The sequence below is a fragment of the Psychrobacter glaciei genome (assembly GCF_014652895.1).
Classification (GTDB): Bacteria; Pseudomonadota; Gammaproteobacteria; order Pseudomonadales; family Moraxellaceae; genus Psychrobacter; species Psychrobacter glaciei.
The window spans coordinates 419,925-439,337 of the sequence record NZ_BMZR01000002.1; the positions used below are offsets into that span (position 1 = coordinate 419,925).

Annotated in this window: 14 protein-coding genes; 4 read left to right on the forward strand and 10 right to left on the reverse strand. The window is 38.9% G+C overall.

Annotated features, from left to right (window positions below; translation table 11 throughout):
* Positions 1 to 138 precede the first annotated feature (138 nt).
* Complete coding sequence (locus tag IE130_RS06525) at positions 139 to 1,626, forward strand: phosphohexomutase domain-containing protein (RefSeq protein WP_227676154.1); 1,488 nt, start codon at positions 139 to 141, stop codon at positions 1,624 to 1,626.
* A gap of 266 nt (positions 1,627 to 1,892) precedes the next feature.
* Here IE130_RS06525 and IE130_RS06530 read toward each other — a convergent pair whose 3' ends face one another.
* From IE130_RS06530 to IE130_RS06540, 3 genes are read right to left on the reverse strand one after another with little or no spacing between them, the layout of a single operon-like run.
* Entirely contained in the window at positions 1,893 to 3,239 is a 1,347-nt protein-coding gene (locus tag IE130_RS06530; protein ID WP_189583459.1) for a UDP-glucose/GDP-mannose dehydrogenase family protein, read from the reverse strand.
* 48 nt (positions 3,240 to 3,287) lie between these two features.
* Positions 3,288 to 4,955 carry a glucose-6-phosphate isomerase gene (gene pgi, locus IE130_RS06535; RefSeq protein WP_189583462.1) on the reverse strand — a complete coding sequence of 556 codons (1,668 nt, stop codon included), beginning with the start codon at positions 4,953 to 4,955 and terminating at the stop codon, positions 3,288 to 3,290.
* A gap of 3 nt (positions 4,956 to 4,958) precedes the next feature.
* Positions 4,959 to 5,831 carry a UTP--glucose-1-phosphate uridylyltransferase gene (locus IE130_RS06540; protein WP_189583465.1) on the reverse strand — a complete coding sequence of 291 codons (873 nt, stop codon included), beginning with the start codon at positions 5,829 to 5,831 and terminating at the stop codon, positions 4,959 to 4,961.
* Between the two features lie 284 nt (positions 5,832 to 6,115).
* Between IE130_RS06540 and IE130_RS06545 the strand changes: the two genes are divergently transcribed.
* The 3 genes from IE130_RS06545 to IE130_RS06555 are packed head-to-tail and all read left to right on the forward strand — an operon-like array spanning position 6,116 to position 9,502.
* Positions 6,116 to 7,099, forward strand: coding sequence for a capsular polysaccharide export protein, LipB/KpsS family (locus IE130_RS06545; protein WP_189583468.1), 984 nt, complete (start codon positions 6,116 to 6,118; stop codon positions 7,097 to 7,099).
* A gap of 48 nt (positions 7,100 to 7,147) precedes the next feature.
* A complete protein-coding gene (locus IE130_RS06550; RefSeq protein ID WP_189583483.1) occupies positions 7,148 to 8,407 on the forward strand; it encodes a nucleotide sugar dehydrogenase in 1,260 nt (419 codons plus the stop codon).
* Positions 8,408 to 8,410: 3 nt separating this feature from the next.
* Complete coding sequence (locus tag IE130_RS06555; RefSeq protein WP_189583486.1) at positions 8,411 to 9,502, forward strand: glycosyltransferase family 2 protein; 1,092 nt, start codon at positions 8,411 to 8,413, stop codon at positions 9,500 to 9,502.
* Between the two features lie 76 nt (positions 9,503 to 9,578).
* Here IE130_RS06555 and IE130_RS06560 read toward each other — a convergent pair whose 3' ends face one another.
* From IE130_RS06560 to odhB, 7 genes are all read right to left on the reverse strand, one after another.
* Positions 9,579 to 9,935 (reverse strand): hypothetical protein, encoded by a 357-nt coding sequence (locus tag IE130_RS06560; RefSeq protein WP_189583489.1) that lies wholly within the window; start codon positions 9,933 to 9,935, stop codon positions 9,579 to 9,581.
* Positions 9,936 to 9,980: 45 nt separating this feature from the next.
* Positions 9,981 to 10,400 (reverse strand): hypothetical protein, encoded by a 420-nt coding sequence (locus IE130_RS06565; protein ID WP_189583492.1) that lies wholly within the window; start codon positions 10,398 to 10,400, stop codon positions 9,981 to 9,983.
* A gap of 178 nt (positions 10,401 to 10,578) precedes the next feature.
* Positions 10,579 to 13,875: a glycosyltransferase gene (locus IE130_RS06570; protein ID WP_189583495.1), complete on the reverse strand. Its 3,297-nt coding sequence runs from the start codon at positions 13,873 to 13,875 to the stop codon at positions 10,579 to 10,581.
* 104 nt (positions 13,876 to 13,979) lie between these two features.
* Positions 13,980 to 14,855, reverse strand: a complete 876-nt coding sequence (gene sucD / locus IE130_RS06575; protein WP_110922029.1) for a succinate--CoA ligase subunit alpha — start codon at positions 14,853 to 14,855, stop codon at positions 13,980 to 13,982.
* A gap of 148 nt (positions 14,856 to 15,003) precedes the next feature.
* The gene (sucC, locus tag IE130_RS06580; protein WP_110922030.1) at positions 15,004 to 16,170 is read right to left on the reverse strand and encodes an ADP-forming succinate--CoA ligase subunit beta; all 1,167 of its coding nucleotides are present in this window, start codon (positions 16,168 to 16,170) and stop codon (positions 15,004 to 15,006) included.
* A 159-nt stretch (positions 16,171 to 16,329) separates the two neighbouring features.
* Positions 16,330 to 17,784: a dihydrolipoyl dehydrogenase gene (gene lpdA / locus IE130_RS06585; RefSeq protein ID WP_189583498.1), complete on the reverse strand. Its 1,455-nt coding sequence runs from the start codon at positions 17,782 to 17,784 to the stop codon at positions 16,330 to 16,332.
* Positions 17,785 to 18,031: 247 nt separating this feature from the next.
* A complete protein-coding gene (gene odhB / locus IE130_RS06590; RefSeq protein WP_189583501.1) occupies positions 18,032 to 19,291 on the reverse strand; it encodes a 2-oxoglutarate dehydrogenase complex dihydrolipoyllysine-residue succinyltransferase in 1,260 nt (419 codons plus the stop codon).
* Positions 19,292 to 19,413: the final 122 nt, after the last annotated feature.

A 19,413-nucleotide genomic window follows, 5' to 3' on the forward strand; every position in this document is an offset into this window, starting at 1 on the left:
TATTTAGTATCGACTATAGAATTACGTTAAGTTCATAACGATTTTCTCGTTAGTGTAGCATTGAACGCTTATTAGCTTATAATTGTGTTGTCCATTTCATTACTTTATCACTGCTTTAGCATAAGGAATTTTATCATTATGTCTACGTCTGCGACCACTAGCTACCAGCCAGCGACTGAATTCAACCCTATTATTATTGATTCATTTAAGGCTTACGATATTCGCGGCGTGCTGGGGGTAAATCTAAATGAAGACATCGCTTACCGTATTGGTCGTGCCTTTGCACAGATTTTATCTCAGCGTTATCATGCTTCGGTTAAGGCTCATGACAATGATATGGCAACTCTAAAACCTGCCATCGTTATTGGTAGTGACATTCGCCATTCAAGCGAGCAATTAAAACAAGCGACCATCGCTGGTATTATAGATGCGGGTATCGACGTGATTGACTTGGGCATGAGCGGTACAGAAGAGGTGTATTTTGCCACCAGTCATTATCAGGCGTTGGGTGGTATCGAAGTCACTGCCAGTCATAACCCTATTAATTATAACGGCTTAAAATTAGTTAAAGAACACTCAAAACCGATTAGTGCTGATGATGGTCTGGCAGAGATTCAAGCATTGGCAGAGTCTGGGCAATTTACTACTAAAAACCGATCAGGAACGTTGCAGTTATTAATTGATAAAAGCGCCTATATCGATCATGTCATGACTTTTATTGATACCGATAAGCTCAAACCTCTTAAATTAGTGATTAACTCAGGCAATGGCAGTGCGGGACCCGTGGTTGATTTATTGATTGAAAAGCTTGCACAAGCTGGCGCGCCAATTGAAATAATCAAACTACACCATACACCGGATGGCAGCTTCCCTAATGGCATCCCCAATCCTATGATTGAAGCCAATAGAGTGGCAACCCAACACGCGGTTTTGGAAAATAAAGCTGACCTTGGTATTGCTTTTGATGGCGATTTTGACCGCTGTTTTATGTTCGATGAACATGGTGAATTTATCGATGGTAGCTATGTGGTAGGCATGCTTGCCCAAGCGTTTTTGAACAAATATCCAAATGAGTCAATCGTCTACGATCCACGTGTCATTTACAATACTGAAGCAGTGATTAAGGAACATGACGGTAAGGCTGTCATCAGTAAATCTGGACATTCATTTATTAAGCAAGTCATGCGTGATTCTGGCGCTGTTTATGGCGGCGAGATGTCTGCCCATCACTACTTCCGTGACTTTTTCTATTGCGACAGCGGTATGATTCCTTGGCTGCTCACCATTGAGCTATTATCTATCACCAGTAAGACGCTATCTGAGTTGGTCAGCGGCTACATCAAAGCATATCCAAGTTCAGGCGAGCTTAATTTTCGTCTCACTACTCATGATGCGCCAATAATTATTAGCGCTATTGAGGACAAATTTAGCAGCGAAAATCCAACCAAATCAATGCTTGATGGCTTAAGCCTTAACTTTGGCGAGTGGCGCTTTAATCTGCGTGCCTCCAATACTGAACCGCTTATCAGATTAAACATTGAAAGTCGTGGTGATAAAGAACTGCTAGCGATTAAAACTCAAGAAGTTCAACAGTGGCTAGCGGCACAAGGTGCTGTCCCAGCATAAATTAATACGATTTAGGGCGTGTCATCAATTAGCACATTAATACATTTAGTGGTCTTAAAATGGCTAAATTTAGCCAAACATCGTCAGCAATCTTGTCAATATGTTCATATTTGCGGCAATTTCTTCCTTGTTTGGCTGCAATTTTTCTCATTTTAAGCCTCACAATCTAAATGATGACACGCCCTAATACGCCCTACTTAAAATCAAAAAAAGCTCGCTAATAATAATTAGCGAGCTTTTTTAGCAATAGACAAACTTGAATAGAACTATTTAGAGCGACCAATACCCAAATAGTCGCCCACTAAACTATCTATCTGCGAGCGTGTCATTACATTTTGTGCATCAAATACTGGCATCGCCTGTTGATTAAGCTTGGCAATATCTAGTTGATCTTGTGGCGACCAACTAACGATAAAAACAGCCTGTGCGGCATTTAGCTGCTGATAAGGAGTATTAATCAATTGCAGTAATGGTTGCTGCTGATAAAGCGCGGCAAGTTCATCTTGTGCTTTATCGCTATACACCAAAGTACGAATATTATAAGACCATAGCAATGCTAGCAATGGATGTATGGCTGAGCCTGCAGTACGTCCAGAGCCTGATTTATAACTACCGCCCCAAATCATCACCGTTTTATTATCAATAAAGCCATCAAAATATTGCCAGAATTTACGGAATATCAGCTCTTTTTGGTCTTCGTTGATGTGCATGACTGACTGCAACAGCGGCATATCTAAACTATGACTCACGCTCGACTGCTGTAATTTAGCCAACTCGGTCGGCAATGTATTGCCTCCAAAGCCCCAGCCTGCTTGCAGATAGCTGCTGCCTACCCGCTCATCCAGCCCCATGATACGACTGACTTGCTTGATATCAACCTGCTGACTGTCAGCCAAGCGTGACATCTCATTCATAAAACTCACTCGCGTCGCGAGCATTGCCATGATACTGCTACGGGCAAACTCTATCGTCGCAATATCAGCGTAATGAGCGGCATGCGCATGCTGCATTAACGGCTTCAATACCTCTAAATGCTGGCTACTGTTGGCTGTTTTTTCACCGAGTAACCACAATGCAGGGTTCAACATCGAGCTATAAGCATCACCGTCTTGCAAGAATACAAACGGCACATAATATACCCACGCGCGCTGCAAATTCTGAGCGAGTACGGAGACAATACCTAGTTTCTCAATACTACTCATAATTACAGGCAGTGCTTGCTGATGACTGTGGTTGAATGCGGTAATCCAGCTGGCTTCTGCCCATACTGGCTTGATACTGTCTAAAAACAACCAATAAAGTGCCACAATGCTCTGAGTATCCGCTTCGTCATGACCTACTGATTCATAGCCTTTTATTAATGTATCAGCACTATCTGGCAACGCTTTACTGAGAATGATTTGCTGCTGCTCATACATTTGCCACAGCGCTTGCAAGTGATGCTCAAAGCTATATTGCTGCAACTGCTGCTCTAGCATCGCTACGTCTGCATATAAATGAACAGTCTGACCCAAGCTTGCCAGCACCACGGCACTGGTAATGGCCTCAATACTATGACCAACGAGCACGCAGACGGACGGTTTTTTACATTTATGACTCAGTTCATCTGACATAGAACGACCTTTCGATATGTTTATATTAATATCAGCATGCGAGTAACGTTAAGACCAACGCTTGATATGCTTTAACAGTTGATCAGTAGAGGTATCAAATTGACCGCTTACTTCTTGTTGCATGGCTTGATGTACAGATTCTGCCATCTGCTTGCCCATCTCAACGCCCCATTGATCAAACGGGTTAATATCCCAGATACTGGCCATCACATAGACCTTGTGTTCATAAAGCGCAACCAGCGCACCTAAACTATGCGGCGTTAGCTCGTCGATCAGTAGCGTGGTTGAAGGCTGATTGCCACGGTAGTATTTATATTTTGCCGCAGCAGACGCTACTTGCACCTCAGACTCTTGGAGCGCAGCATTACCAAAGGCCAGCACCCGACTTTGCGCCAAGCAATTGGCCAAGGACAGCTCATGCTGCTGCTGTAATGGCGCATTTTTCATCTGACCACTATAACGACGCACACAAGCAATAAAGTCACAAGACACCTGCTGCGTCCCTTGATGTAGCAGCTGATAAAAAGCATGCTGAGCATTGGAGCCAATTTCACCCCATAGAATCGGGCAAGTATCATAGTCAATATGATCGCCATGTTGGGTGACGGACTTGCCGTTACTCTCCATCTCAAGCTGGGTTAGATAACTCGGCAAATAGCTAAGCCGACCATCATACGGCAGTACGGTATGGGCATTCACCTGTAAAAAGGTACTGTTCCAAACGGCAAGCAGCCCTAATAATACTGGCAGGTTCTCTGAAAAATCAGCTTGCGCAAAGTGCTCATCCATACTATGCGCACCAGCTAATAATGCTTTAAAACCAGACATACCAATACGAATGGCAATGGCCAGTCCAATCGCTGACCATAAAGAGAATCGACCGCCGACCCATTCCCAAAGCTGTAGCTGATGCTCTGGATGAATACCCCACGCACTCATTTTTTCACTATTGGCCGATATGCCAATAAAGTGACGACGTAACACACTGTCTTCCGTACCAGCGCGCAGCTTGGCAGTGGTAAGCAGCCATGATAATGCCGTCTTAGCATTGGATAACGTATCAACCGTGCCAAAGGATTTGGACGAAATAATAAACAAGGTGGTCTCAGGATTAAGATGCTTGAGCAGATTATCAAGCTGAGTACCGTCCATGTTGGAGACGAAATGTACTTCAATCTCGGTATCGGCCCACTCATCCAGCGCGGTAGTCGCCATCAGCGGTCCAAGATCAGAGCCACCGACGCCAATATTAACGACATCAGTGATGGCTTGACCCGAAAATCCACGCCATGTACCGTTGCGGACACGTTCAGATAAGCGCGCTACTTGTGAAAGACTATGATGGACGTCAGCAACGACATTTTGATCACCAATTTTCAGCTCTGCCGTCTCGGGCAAACGTAGCGCCGTATGCAAGGCTGCTCGCTCTTCACTGGTATTCACCATCGCGCCTTGCATGAGTGCATCAATCCGTGTGGACAATTCACAACTATCTGCTAGCTGTAATAAACTTACCAGCACCTGCTCATCGATACATTGCTTGCTATAGTCCATATATAGCGCACCAGCTTGCATACTAAAGCGCTCAGCACGACTATCATCTTGCGCAAACAGCTGTGCAAGCGACCACGGCTGCTTAGCAAGCATCTGTAGTTGTTGCCAATATTCAGAACAGCGAGCACTGTGATAGGATATATTGTCTTTGATATCAACCATCAGCTATTCATCTTCTGCTAATTGCTGCTCGGAAAAGTAGATAAACGCCTGCATATACGAGCGCATATCGCCTGCATCATAGCTGTCACCTCGCATGGTCGTGACATTGACGCCATATTCGCTAATCAATGCATCAATGGCATCCGTCAGCTGAATCTCACCACCGACTGAGGCTTTAGTGTTAGCCAAATAGTCAAAAATCTTATTACTAAAGACATAACGACCTACGACTGCTAATTTAGAAGGTGCGTCGGCTAAGTTAGGCTTTTCTACAAACCCTGCGACTTTAAAGCTAGTATTAGTATCTGATTGCTCATCAATCTCAATAGCGTCGCTCAGCTTAGCAATACCATATTTATGCACATCTTCATCGGCAACATTATCGACCAATATCTGTGAGTGTGCATCGTTGGCAAAAGCATCAATCATAAAAGCTAAATTATCATTAGTCATATCGCCCGTAAACGGATCAAGCACAACGTCGGGCAATAATACGGCAAAATCATGCTCACCGATGATTGGTCGAGCTGCCAGTACTGCATGACCCAAACCTAATGCCTTGCCTTGGCGTATCATAGAGACTGTCACATCTTCTGGTAACCAGTTTAAGCTATCCGCCAGCGCGTCTTTACCTTTCGCTCTAAGCTGACTGTCCAGCTCAGCATTGGTATCGAAGTAATTCTCGATCGCACTTTTTTGTGCATGACCAACCAAGACAATATGCTTAATACCAGCAGCAATCGCCTCTTCGACGACATAATGAATAGCGGGACGATTGCCTAGTGGCAACAGCTCTTTTGGCACAGATTTAGACAATGGCAACATACGGGTACCAAAGCCTGCAACCGGAATAACAGCGTGGGTAATTTTTTTCATAATTTTTAAACTGTATTAAAAGAGGATTAAAAGAAAAGATGTTTTATAAAGTCTAAGTGATATTATATCCATTCGGATTCATGCTCTGCCAGCACCGCCAGTGACTAATATCTTGTTTTTCATAATATCGACCCATTATTTTTTAAGGCTATTATTTTTCGAACTAGGTATTCGTTTTTACTTGTAAATGCAACTATACTGGGAACGACAAGGCATTGCCAACGTAAATGCCCCAATCATGCCTATCTGCTCTTCCACTATCAATCTAAGCCAACCATCATATTATGAAATTTAATGCTTACATCCGACCGCTATTATCAGGCTATTATAAACATAATCGTCAGCCAAAACAGCGTTTAGCGTTAGTCATTGGTATGCTGCCATGGCAAGATTTGGTCGGTGACTGGGTATTGGAATCGTCGCATATTCAAATACAACGGCATTTTGATAAGCGCTACTTCGCTATGTGGTTAAAGCCCTTTATCAAGTACGTTAACCCTGTCATCTATATCTGGGGTTATAAAGCGCCTGATTATTTTATTGACTATATACGCGAGCAAGAGTTAGACATTTTCTTCTTAGAAGATGGTTTTATTCGTTCTGGCCCTGAGGATGCAAGTGACACGCCACCGCTGTCTATTGTAATGGATAGTCAAGCGCCCTACTTCGATACCACTCGCCCAAACGATCTGACAGATTTAATCGCTAATTTTGATTTTGATCAAGACGGTTATGATGAGACATTGGCACAGGAAATGCTGGATTACTATGTCTCACATCGCGTGAGTAAATACAATCATCAGCCTTATGTCGATATAGCACCAATATATGGCGTTAAGAATAAAAAACGCATTTTGGTATTAGGCCAAGTGCCACATGATGATTCATTGAAGTACGGTGGCGGTATTGGTATTACGCTACTCGACGTGGTTAATCGAGCTATTGCAGAAAATCCTAATGCCCAAGTTATCGTAAAACCACATCCAATGACACTAGATGATCCGTCTACCGTTAGTGCCCTCACTGAGTTAAATTGCCTTATCCTTACCCAGTCTATTCATTTAGTTGATGCCTTAGAGACAGTCGATCACGTATATACGATTACGTCACTGGGTGGATTTGAGGCATTACTTAGAGGCAAAAAGGTCACCGTATTAGGGCGACCTTTTTATAAAGAATTATGCACTGATGATATAAAATCAAACACACCGTTACTTTCTCAGCTATTTTATATCTGCTATTATGCCTACAATCTTAATTACCACTAAAATAGCCAAACACTCTTATCTAATTAATTCATACCAAAAGGTCATTCAATGAATTCCAAAAAAATTGCCATCATAGGGTTAGGTTACGTAGGTCTCCCACTAGCTTGTGCATTTGCAAAACAATATGATGTTATAGGCTTTGATATAAATAAAAAACGTATTAACGAGTTATCCAATAATATTGATAAAACTAGAGAAGTGACCAGCGAATACCTCAAAAACACTTCTCGTCTTACTTTTACTTCTGATACAAATGAATTAGCAGCAGCAAATGTCTTCATTATTACTGTTCCTACACCGATTGATGATAACAACTTACCTGACTTAACACCATTAATTAACGCTTCAGAAATGTTAAGTAAAATCATTAAGTCAGATGATATTATTATTTATGAATCAACGGTCTATCCAGGCGCTACAGAAGAGGTTTGTATTCCTGAATTAGAGAAATCTGGTTTACTGTTGAATGACGACTTTGGCGTAGGTTATTCTCCAGAGCGTATCAATCCCGGTGATAAACTGCGCACAGTAGAGAATATATTGAAGGTCACTTCAGGTTCAAACTCTTACTATACAGATATAGTAGATGAGCTATATAGCTCAGTCATTACTGCTGGTACATTCAAAGCTTCGTCTATCAAGGTCGCTGAAGCATCCAAGGTTATTGAAAACACTCAACGTGATGTCAACATTGCTTTGATAAATGAGTTGGCTCTTATCTTCAACGAGGTTGGCATTGATACTCATGAAGTCATAGAAGCAGCTGCAACTAAATGGAACTTTATCAAACTTATGCCTGGCTTAGTAGGTGGGCATTGTATTGGTGTAGATCCTTACTATTTAGCGCACAAAGCATCATCTTTAGGATTAAATCCTAACTTAATTTTGACTTCTCGTGCAATCAATAATTCTATGAGTAAGTTTGTTGCTGAACAAACCATCAAGAAGCTTATCTCGTATGGCAAAAACATCAAAGATGCCCGTATTTTACTTTTAGGGGTTACTTTTAAAGAAAACTGCCCTGACGTAAGAAATACTAAGGTAACGGATATTGGCATTGAACTTGAGAAATATGGGGTAAGAATGACTTATTCCGATCCTTGGGTTACTGAAGAAGACTGGAGTAGCCTAGATGTTGATTATGTCGATTATAACGACATTCAAGAGAATAGTTTTGACGCTGTTATTGTAGCAGTTAATCATTCAGAGTTTATCGGTGAAGACGACAAGATAAATAGTTTTTGTACCAAACCGAAAGTAATCATCGATGTTAAAGGTGCATTAGTGAACCCAGATTGGCGTTTATAGTTTATGAGTACACTTCTAAAAGAATTTGATCACCATGTTCAGGCTCAGCAATATGCCAGCGCGGACTCTCTAGTTGAGAGCCTTCTACAGACTGACTATATTGCTAGCTTGGAAAGAAAAGATGCACTTCAATTTCTATATAGAATAGGTTATGTCTACCCTGAATTAACTCTAGAACTAAGTAAGCAAAGAGATGATGTCCCTAGACCATTTAAAGATACTTTAAGAATAGCTTTAGGAGATATTCCTTCTCTACGCTCTTATAACCAAGCTGATACACTAGTCGCCATAAAAATCGCTCTCATGCGACATAAAGCGTTATGGGCAAAACTACTCGTTTACAGGTTTTACCGTCAGTATGCGCTACAGCCTATAAATTTAGTTAAAAGCAATAAACTTACTATTGGTAATAATCGCAAAAAAGTAAAAAAAAATAATAATGCTCAGAAAGTCAGTATTATAGTCACTACCTATAATTCTGCAGCTTTTATAGAAAACTGTATAGACTCTTTATTGAATCAGTCAATTAATAACATTGAAATTATTGTAGTAGATGACGCTAGTACTGATAATACTGTAGATATCCTCAAAAAGTATTTGACGATCAAAGTTATTAAACTTTCAGAAAACAATGGCACATACCATGCTAGAAATATTGGCATAGAGCAATCAACTGGATATTTTGTAACATTTCAAGACTCAGATGATTGGTCACATCCTGAGCGTTTAGAGTTACAACTTAAAGAGCTCCTAAATACATCTACTGCTATTGCTAGTTTCTCACACTTTTTTAGAGTTGATCAATCATCTGGCTTACCAATCTGTAGACAAAACTATCCATTGTTACGTCTTAATCTTTCCTCAATGATGGTGTCACGCTCTGTTCTAGACAAACTAGGAAGATTCGATTCATCAAAAAGGATTGAATCAGATAAAAAGCTATTTGAGCTTATAAAGTCGATTTACAGTAGCGATTCTATTATTTATATTAGGAAACCTCTTGCTGTTGGATTATATAGGGTAAATTCTTTGACTACAGCCCAAAAATCTGGATTTAATAAATATGGATTCTCTGATGTAAGACATTTAATATAATTGTATAGTCATATTAAATGTCTAAATTCGCATCAAGAAATATCGCAGTAACTTAAGCTATCATATGTAGTTCTAATTATACTGATTTTAGAAAGTATATTAAGCTGTCTTTTTGCCAAGGACTATGACCTCGGAGATTAAGATCATCATTTCGATATTTAATAATATTTAAATTACGAATCATATTTCCTTCTAAAGTATATATAATATTTATTTTTTCTAAAAAATAATATAACTGCGATGTAATATGAGATGTATCTTTTTCATTCATTAAAAAAAATACGTTCTGAGGTGGTTCTTTTCTAGACCAATAATAGAAAATATCTCTAAAATTTTCTATCCCAGCCTTTTTTAGTATAGGAACATTATGTTTATAAGGTGATGAAGGCAAGTCGACTTGAGCAATATCTGCGACTATTTTACTCTCTTTCATAAGTCCAGCAAGAGCCAGTACAAAATATCCTCCAGCTGACGCACCTTAACAAACTATATTTCTTTCTTCCACATATATTTTTTTCGATAAGTTATGTACAAATCTTTTGGCAAGTTCAATACTACCACTTAATTGCCACCAGCCTCCCAGTAAACTTCTATCTAAGTACAAAGTAGGATCATTAAATGTTATGAATGAACCATCGTCTAAATCTGTAAACCATTTAGATCTGTAGAAATAAGGAAGCTCGTTTCGCCCTTCTAATAGAGCATCTTGCCCCAAAACATATAACTTGCTAGATTTTCTTAAATATAGAAAAATATCTAAGCAAATATCATCTTGTTCAACTCTAAACCAGAGAGGTTTATCGAAATAAATAGGTATATCTTCTATATTGACTATTTCTCTGATATCTTTACCAAAATTTTGGTTAGTCGAAAACTTCCCTTCACTAAAACTACTCATAACTAAATCCAACATAGCAAAAGTTTATTTAAAATATTGTCCAGTTAACAATATAGATGCAACAACAATTGAAGATAACAATTCATTTCTACTGAAATAGATTGTTAGGCAATAAAATACAAATTACTACTATGTTTTCATTCATTTATTATATCGATGGTTTCAGATATCCAAAGATTTAAAGATCAAAAATATTTAATTCTCTAAATTCTCCAGCATTTTTAATAAACATAGTTTGCTTTGAATGATCATTTTTAAATTCATCGTATAAATTACTTGTATCCTCGATTTCAATATCTAGAGGTTTTAACCATCCAGCAGGGTGTGCAATACAAATCAATGGGATTTCTAACTGCTTAGCCTCTATAGCAAAAAATACATCGGCCATGCCCGTTTCCATATACTTACTCAAGGTCGGAGTTAATGTATCAGTATGGAAGGCTAGCGCTCCAGTACCTAATTGATGAACAATAACGTCTGTTAAGTTTTCATTTTTAAAATGATACACTTTACGGTTCTTGAAGTAGCTTTGAAAAGGTTTAGTAAAAATTACTCCATGAACACCCACGACTACCTTTCGATTGTATTTTTCAATTTTCCTTATATACTCATTAAAGTAAGAAGCAGGATAGATAATATCATCATCTATTAAAAAGCAATAACCCTTTATATCTTGAACAGAAAATGGATATATTTTGCCATTATCTCGAAGATCTCCTTCGGCATTTTCACCGAGTATTACCTCTAAATTATTATACTTGTTTAGTTCTACTGGTATTTCTTTATAATTGTTTAAATACAAGTAAAGCTTGTCAACGCTTTCAATGACCGAATCAATCGTAAGAAGCATCTTCTCTTTTCTCGCGGGAAAAGATGACATGCATACAGTTATCTTACTATCAGAGTTCCTTTGTATTTCTAAGTTATCATTTCTCTTAGTCTGATCATAATGTATTAACGATCTAATCAATTTTAAATTTGAGTTATTTTTTCCGTGTTCAAAAGTAGAAGATAGAGAGTTATGTGAGCCTAAAGAATAGTATAATATTTTAGAATCTACTTCTAAAGAGCTTGGACCTAACAGTCTTACACATCTATTTTTAAATTCAACATCCCCTCTTGATCGAAACTCTTTGAATAAACCAACCTTACTTATCAAAGCTTTGGAGAAAAGCATCGTAACAGGGCCATTAGAAAGTATTGAGTCGTGATTATCAATTTGAACATGCCCATCAATATCTATACGCAAATTAGTAACCATAGATATCTCTATATCATTATCTCTTAAATGGTTCAACTGGTATTCAAGACGTTGTGGGTGTGATACATCATCATCATCTTGAAAAGCAACGAAATCACTTTTAATACTGCCTATAGCTAAATTACGACATTTATATACTCCTCCATTTTCAGGCATTCTTAAATAGTTAATTCGTTTATCATTTTTCTCATCAATAAGCTGCTTTATATCGTTACCATTATCTGAACAATCATCCACTATAGTTAGCAATAATGTACTATGTGATTGTTGCAATATAGAATCTATTGATAAACTTAATAAAGAGATATCGGGATTAAAAGTGCTAGTAATGACATTAATTAAACCCATGGGTAAACTAAGGCTTACATTTTTATCTATATCTACCTTTAAAATACTATTATATATATTTTCAATAGAATTATTTCCTATATGGCTAATAGGTGATATCTCACTTCGTTCAAAACTATCGTTAACTATATCTGTCAACTTATTGTTATTGCCAGTCTGTGATAAGAAATAAGCCAATTGATACTGGTCTAATGATATTTTTTTATTTAATTCATATACCTTACTGACAAAATTTTCTATAGTTATAATGTTAGAGTGACATGATATTAATAGAGACACATACACTAAATCTTCGTAACAGTCTATTTTCTCTATTAGATCACAAATTATTTGGTCGTTTCCAATGGAACGTTTAATTATATAAGTATACCTTTGCATTACATCCAAAAATCTTTTCTTATATCTTATTTTATTAATATTAAAAAATCCTAATAAAACACTTTCTTCTAGTAATTTATTCTTAATAATTGTATAAATAAATTTAACTAAAACAAGCTCATAGGTTTCATCTTGACTTACTGCCCAATTGTAGAAATCATCATCTAAGAAAATAACGATAGCTTGTGGCTTTGAAATAACAGCTTCTAGAAAAGATTGAGTTTTATATATATCAGAAAAATTCACTTTGTTTGTTTCTATGATTCCTTTAAAATCTTTCCAGCCTAGAGTAGAAGAAAATTCTACAAAAAACTTTGAAACCTTACTTAGTTTGTCATTTATGAGATAGTATTCCAGAAAATCGCGAACTAATTTTTTCTCGACCTTTATACTTGAAGCATCTTCATAATAGAAGAGAATTTGCAGTACTTCTTTCAAAATAGGCTCGAAAACTAAAAAACTATCTAGATTATCTTTTATAATATTATAAGTTATATCATAAAGTCCTTTAAGATCAGAACTAATGAAATAACTCATCCTAATATTTTCATAATTATCTACAAAATCTTTTAATGAATCATCTTTTAATTCAGACCCTATTTTTTTTTCTATATTAAATTTTGACTTTACATGATCTATAATTATATTTGATTTTCTTATATCTTCTAACTTTTTAATATTTCTAAATTTTACTAGCTTTGAAGTTATTTTTTTGCTTATACGTAATGCTTTAGGCTGGACACTTTTACCATTATAAAATTCATTAATCTCAGATAGCATATCAATTGGTAAATTTCTTAATTTTTCTTTACTTTTTACGGAAGAAACTAGTACGCTGCCTACTCTATAAGATAGTTGTTGCCTTATACTATTATTTTTTTGTGTTAACAAATTATTTTCTTTTGATTTTTCTTTATTTTCTTCTATAGCAGTCTTTATTTCATCTTTCAATATGATATTTTCTTTTTCATAAGCTTCTTTTTTATCAGAAAAAATTTCTTTTTCTAAGAAAAGTAAATAGTAATCATTTAAAAGATCACTATTTACTGGTAAATATGTGTTATTTAAACGATCGAAGTAATCGTTAATAAAATTATAATTTTTCCGGTTTTTTTTGTTAAGAAGATAATTCATGTTAGTATGTAAGGAATGAAATTTTCTATATTCATTCTTTACATACTTACTTTCCTTTTCTATATTACATAATAGTATTAAATCATATCTCCTATACTCGGTAAGTGAGCTCGTAGAATTAGTCAATAAGACTTTATAACCATCCATACTTTTTTTATTTCTATCTTCTAAGTATTTTTTCAATATTAGTATATTTAAACTACTCGCTCCTTGGATTTCAAAATCAGTGTTAATACCATTTACTTTTCTTAATATATATGCAATTTCCGATAAGACTTGATATGAATATATTTCTAATTCTGATGCTAGTTCAGTCTTATTGTTTTCATTAATATAAGATATAAATTTTTCCATGTTAAACTCTCTAATATAACTATATAAAAAACACCCCATTGTAGGGGTGTCTTCTTAACATTTCAATATGGTTTTAGTAGTCACATTACAGAATTAATTCTGAATTACCAACCAGTAACTTCTTTTAGCTTTTCGCCAAGCTTAGATGGGTCACGTGTATACGCGATACCAGCATCTTCAAACGCTTTGAATTTTTCTTCAGCAGTACCTTGACCACCAGAGATAATAGCGCCAGCATGACCCATACGCTTGCCTTCTGGAGCGGTAACACCAGCGATATAGCCAACAACTGGCTTAGTCACATGATCTTTGATATAAGCAGCTGCTTCTTCTTCAGCAGTACCACCGATCTCACCGATTAGGATGATAGCTTCAGTTTGTGGATCAGCTTCGAACAATTTCAATGCGTCAATCTGGTTCATACCAGGGATAGGATCACCACCGATACCGATACAAGTTGACTGACCAAAACCAAGCTTAGTTGTCTGAGCTACGGCTTCATACGTTAGCGTACCAGAGCGTGAGATGATGCCCACTTTACCTGGCTGATGGATATGGCCTGGCATGATACCGATTTTGCACTGACCTGGAGTGATAACACCTGGGCAGTTAGGACCAACTAAACGTACGTCGCCCGCTTCTTCAAGATAGCGTTTGGCTTTTAGCATATCGATAGTCGGTACGCCTTCAGTGATCACAACGATCAATTTAACGCCAGCATCGATTGCTTCAACGATAGAATCTAGTACGAATGGTGCAGGTACATAGATAACAGAAGCGTCAGCTTGAGTCGCTTCCATGGCTTCTGCCATTGTATTAAATACTGGTAGGCCTAGATGCGTTTGACCGCCTTTACCCGGCGTTACGCCGCCGACGACTTTAGTACCGTATTCGATCGCTTGCTCAGAGTGGAACGTACCATTTTTACCAGTGAAACCTTGTACCAATACTTTGGTATCTTTATCGATTAATACACTCATTATTTATTCCTTGTATTCGGTTGTCTTGTAATAGCGACTCTTAGTACCATTTTATTCAATGTTAATGGTCAATTTTTATCTAAAAGCCACTATCACGCGTTGACTACTATGCTGTAGTATTTATTTCTAAACACCAATCATTAAAGACTTAAGCTTTAACAGCATCGACAATTTTTTGAGCGGCATCTGCTAGGCCTTGAGCTGTAGTCAATTTAAGACCAGACTCTTCTAGAATTTGTAAGCCTTTTTCAGCATTATTACCTTCTAGACGTACAACCACAGGTACTTGTACATCGACTTCTTTGACAGCAGCGATAATGGCTTCTGCAATCATGTCACAACGTACGATACCACCGAAGATGTTGATTAGAACACCTTCAACGCTGCTGTCTTCAAGAATGATCTTGAACGCTTCAACAACGCGATCTTTAGTTGCGCCGCCGCCAACGTCCAAGAAGTTAGCAGGCTTGCCGCCATACAATTTGATGATATCCATGGTCGCCATTGCAAGACCAGCACCGTTAACCATACAACCGATATTACCTTCTAGAGCAACATAGTTTAGGTCAAACTCAGCAGCTTTAAGCTCACGCTCGTTTTCTTGAGTTTTGTCTTGTAGTGCTGCAATTTTAGGCAGACGATATAGTGCATTTGAATCGATACCGATTTTGCCATCAACACAAACGATTTCGCCATTTTCACGAACCGCTAATGGGTTAATTTCCATGAGCGCAAAGTCGTTTTCAACAAATGCTTTATAAGCACCAGTCATCAATTTAACGAACTGGTTGATTTGCTTGCCTTCTAGACCCAGTTTGAACGCAACATCGCGCGCTTGGAAAGGCATTAGACCAACTAAAGGATCAACATGTACTTTAAAGATTTTTTCTGGCGTCTCGTTTGCTACTTCTTCGATATCAACACCACCTTCGGTTGATGCCATGAAAGTCACACGACGAGTCGCACGATCAACCACTGCGCCAAGATATAGCTCAGTTTGTACTGGATACATATCTTCTGCAACCAATACGAAGTTAACTGGTTGACCATCAGCGTCAGTTTGGAAAGTAACCAAATTGGTACCGATAAGCTCTTCAGTTACTTGCTTAGCTTCTTCACGAGTTTTAACCAGCTTTACGCCGCCCGCTTTACCGCGACCACCAGCATGTACTTGCGCTTTGATAACCGCAATGTCAGTTGGCGTTTTATCAAAAGCAGCAGCAGCTTCGTCGCCACTATAGGCGATGATGCCTTCTTGAATCGGCAAACCGTAGCTTTTTAATAGCTCTTTTGCTTGATACTCATGTAAATTCATTGATTGTATCCTTTATTTTTTACAATTAATAAAAAGTGAAATCAAGTGCGCCCATGCATATATTAATCATACGTCTGACGCACTCATGATCGTGGCTATCGCCAAAATAGCGATACCACAATCAGGTTGTAAATCGATAATAATTAAACGAGCAACTGCTTATTTCTTGCGTTTTTTGCGCTGGATAGCGTGGATAGCACGGCCATCTGCAGATAGTGCCGCTTCGTGCACCGCTTCTGACATCGTTGGATGCGCAAACGTCATCAGCTGCAAGTCTTCGATACTAGAGACAAATTCCATCGCAATCATACCTTGATGGACGATATCACCAGCACCAGCAGCGATAGCATGCATACCTAACAAGCGATCTGTCTTAGCATCAGCCACTACTTTGATAGAGCCTTCTGCTTCGCTTTGAGCCAATGCACGGCCGTTAGCTGCTAGATTGAACGAGCCTGTTTTAACTTCGTAGCCAGCTGCTTCAGCTTCTTGCTCAGTTAAGCCTACCCATGCAATTTCTGGGTGAGTATAAATGACATTGATGATGGTGTCATAGTTAACTTGAGCTTTTTCGCCATGAATACGTTCCACAGCCATCATGCCCTCTTCCATCGCTTTGTGCGCAAGCATAGGACCACGGACTAAATCGCCAATGGCATAAACGCCATCAAGATTGGTTTTGCACTGATCATTGACATCGATAAGACCACGTTCGGTCAATTGAATGCCACTGTCATCGCCAAGTAGTTTTTCAGAATAAGCACGGCGACCAACACAAACGATTAGTTTGTCAAAGCTTTCTTCAGATGACTCACCTTTGTTTTCGCTGGTGACAACCACTTGATCATCTTTAACTTCAGCATTGGTTACTTTGGTATCGACACGGATATCAAGGCCTTGCTTCTTCAGCATTTTGCCAGCTTCTTTCGAGATGTCTTTGTCAGCAGCTGCTAAGAAACTAGGAAGCGCTTCATAAACCACAACCTCGCTACCTAGACGACGCCATACTGAACCAAGCTCAAGACCAATAACACCAGCACCAATAACGCCTAAACGTTTAGGGACTGAGGTGAAATCCAGCGCGCCAGTAGAATCAACGATACGATCGCCGTCAGTTTTGGCAACTGGGATGTCGATAGGCACTGAACCTGCCGCCAGAATCACGTTCTTAGCGGTAATAGTGCTTTCCGCTTCGTCTTCTAAAGCGACAAATTTAACTTGTTTGTCAGCGCCTTTGCCATCAACTAACGTGCCCCAGCCTTGTAGCCAGTCAACGCCATTACCTTTCAATAATGCCGCAACACCGCCAGTTAATTGCTTAACGATGCCTTCTTTGCGTTCTATCATTTTTTCGATATCAATAGCGACATCGCCGGTGCTGATACCATGCTCATCAAGATCATGCTTGGTCGCTTCATAACGATGCGAGCTATCAAGCAGTGCTTTTGATGGGATACAACCAACGTTTAAGCAAGTACCGCCAAGTGCTGGCTCACCTTTATAAACACGTTTTTCGATACAAGCAACGCTCATACCAAGCTGTCCTGCACGGATAGCTGCTTCGTAACCACCAGGACCGCCGCCGATAACGACTAAATCATAACTGTCTTTCATAGTACGTTCCTATTTCTATTTTATTTATCATTTATGCTATTGTTTATTTTATTAAGAGATAAACGATGTTTCTCGCTGCTAGTTAATACACTATATCAACGCCACACATTTATTTACCAAAAAACGCTAATAAAATATAGCTGCTGACGTTGCTACTCGAAACGGTAGCATCATTAAAAAACTATTTATACCACGCTACCAAAGTTAAAAAGCTTGTATCAGCGGTTGCCAATACAAGCTTAGAAGCTTATAGGTCTAAGAGGAGCATGGTTGGATCTTCGACCAACTCTTTGAGAGTAACTAAGAACTGTACCGCTTCTTTACCATCGATCATACGATGGTCGTAAGATAGTGCAAGATACATCATTGGCAAGATTTTAACTTCACCATTAACTGCCATAGGGCGGTCATTGATGGCATGCATACCCAAGATAGCGGTTTGTGGCGGGTTCAAAATAGGCGTTGACATGAGTGAACCGAATACGCCACCGTTTGAGATAGTGAAAGTACCACCAGTCATGTCATCTAGACCAAGCTTGCCTTTTTGAGCCAAGCCACCAAGTTCACGGATACGGCTTTCGACATCTGCCATGCTCATGCGATCGGTATCACGTAATACAGGAACAACTAGACCACGGTCTGATGATACAGCTACACCGATATCATAAAAACCATGATAAACAATGTCGTCGCCATCCAGTGATGCATTCACTGCTGGGAAACGTTTTAGCGCTTCAGTCGCTGCTTTGACGAATAACGACATAAAGCCTAGACGAACGCCATGACGCTTTTCAAACTGATCTTTATATTTGGTACGCATGTCCATTAACGGTTTCATGTTAACTTCGTTGAACGTCGTTAGCATCGCAGTTTCTTGCGTCGCTGATAATAAACGCTCAGCAACACGCTTACGAAGGCGTGTCATTGGCACACGTTTTTCGGTGCGCTCACCAGCTGATTCAGCCACTGGGCGACCGCTATCAGACTTGATAGAGCTGTCTGCTTTTAATGTCGGGCTTGCCATATCAGTCTTGGTTACACGACCACCACGACCACTACCTTCGACGTCTTTAGGATCAACGCCGCTCTCTTTTGCCGCTTTACGGACTGCTGGGCTTTGATCTTTATGATCAGCTTCTTCTTTCTTATCTGTTACTTGTACTGGCTCGCCGCCATCTGCCGCTTGCTTCGCTTGTACTGGAGCAGCTGGCTGATCTGGATTTACGGAAGGAGCATCGCTATCGTTACTGTCGTCTGCACCAGCGCCACTTGCGCCCGCTTCAAACTCTGCAATTAACTCATCAGACAATACGGTATCATCAACTTGCTTAACGATTTTGGTTACCACACCATCATCAGGTGCCACAACTTCTAATACAACTTTGTCAGTTTCAATTTCGGCCAATAGGTCATCACGGTTTACTTGTTGGCCTTCAGTGACATGCCATTCAACGATTGTGCCATCGGCAACCGATTCTGGAAAAACGGGGGCTTTGATCTCAGCCATCGATATACTCCTTAGATTTGGATATTGCTATTTATTATTAAGTCGTGATAGGCAGTCAGTACCGATTTAAACTATTTACACCATACTGACTGTCATCGCCTGATTCATTTGTCTTATCTAGT

Coding starts and splice junctions, on each gene's coding strand:
- sucC (WP_110922030.1), bottom strand. CDS start 16,170: ATGAATTTACATGAGTATCAAGCAAAAGAGCTATTAAAAAGCTACGGT.
- IE130_RS06565 (WP_189583492.1), bottom strand. CDS start 10,400: ATGAGTAGTTTTAGTGAAGGGAAGTTTTCGACTAACCAAAATTTTGGT.
- pgi (WP_189583462.1), bottom strand. CDS start 4,955: ATGGTTGATATCAAAGACAATATATCCTATCACAGTGCTCGCTGTTCT.
- IE130_RS06550 (WP_189583483.1), top strand. CDS start 7,148: ATGAATTCCAAAAAAATTGCCATCATAGGGTTAGGTTACGTAGGTCTC.
- sucD (WP_110922029.1), bottom strand. CDS start 14,855: ATGAGTGTATTAATCGATAAAGATACCAAAGTATTGGTACAAGGTTTC.
- IE130_RS06545 (WP_189583468.1), top strand. CDS start 6,116: ATGAAATTTAATGCTTACATCCGACCGCTATTATCAGGCTATTATAAA.
- odhB (WP_189583501.1), bottom strand. CDS start 19,291: ATGGCTGAGATCAAAGCCCCCGTTTTTCCAGAATCGGTTGCCGATGGC.
- IE130_RS06555 (WP_189583486.1), top strand. CDS start 8,411: ATGAGTACACTTCTAAAAGAATTTGATCACCATGTTCAGGCTCAGCAA.
- IE130_RS06570 (WP_189583495.1), bottom strand. CDS start 13,875: ATGGAAAAATTTATATCTTATATTAATGAAAACAATAAGACTGAACTA.
- lpdA (WP_189583498.1), bottom strand. CDS start 17,784: ATGAAAGACAGTTATGATTTAGTCGTTATCGGCGGCGGTCCTGGTGGT.
- IE130_RS06525 (WP_227676154.1), top strand. CDS start 139: ATGTCTACGTCTGCGACCACTAGCTACCAGCCAGCGACTGAATTCAAC.
- IE130_RS06560 (WP_189583489.1), bottom strand. CDS start 9,935: ATGAAAGAGAGTAAAATAGTCGCAGATATTGCTCAAGTCGACTTGCCT.
- IE130_RS06530 (WP_189583459.1), bottom strand. CDS start 3,239: ATGTCAGATGAACTGAGTCATAAATGTAAAAAACCGTCCGTCTGCGTG.
- IE130_RS06540 (WP_189583465.1), bottom strand. CDS start 5,831: ATGAAAAAAATTACCCACGCTGTTATTCCGGTTGCAGGCTTTGGTACC.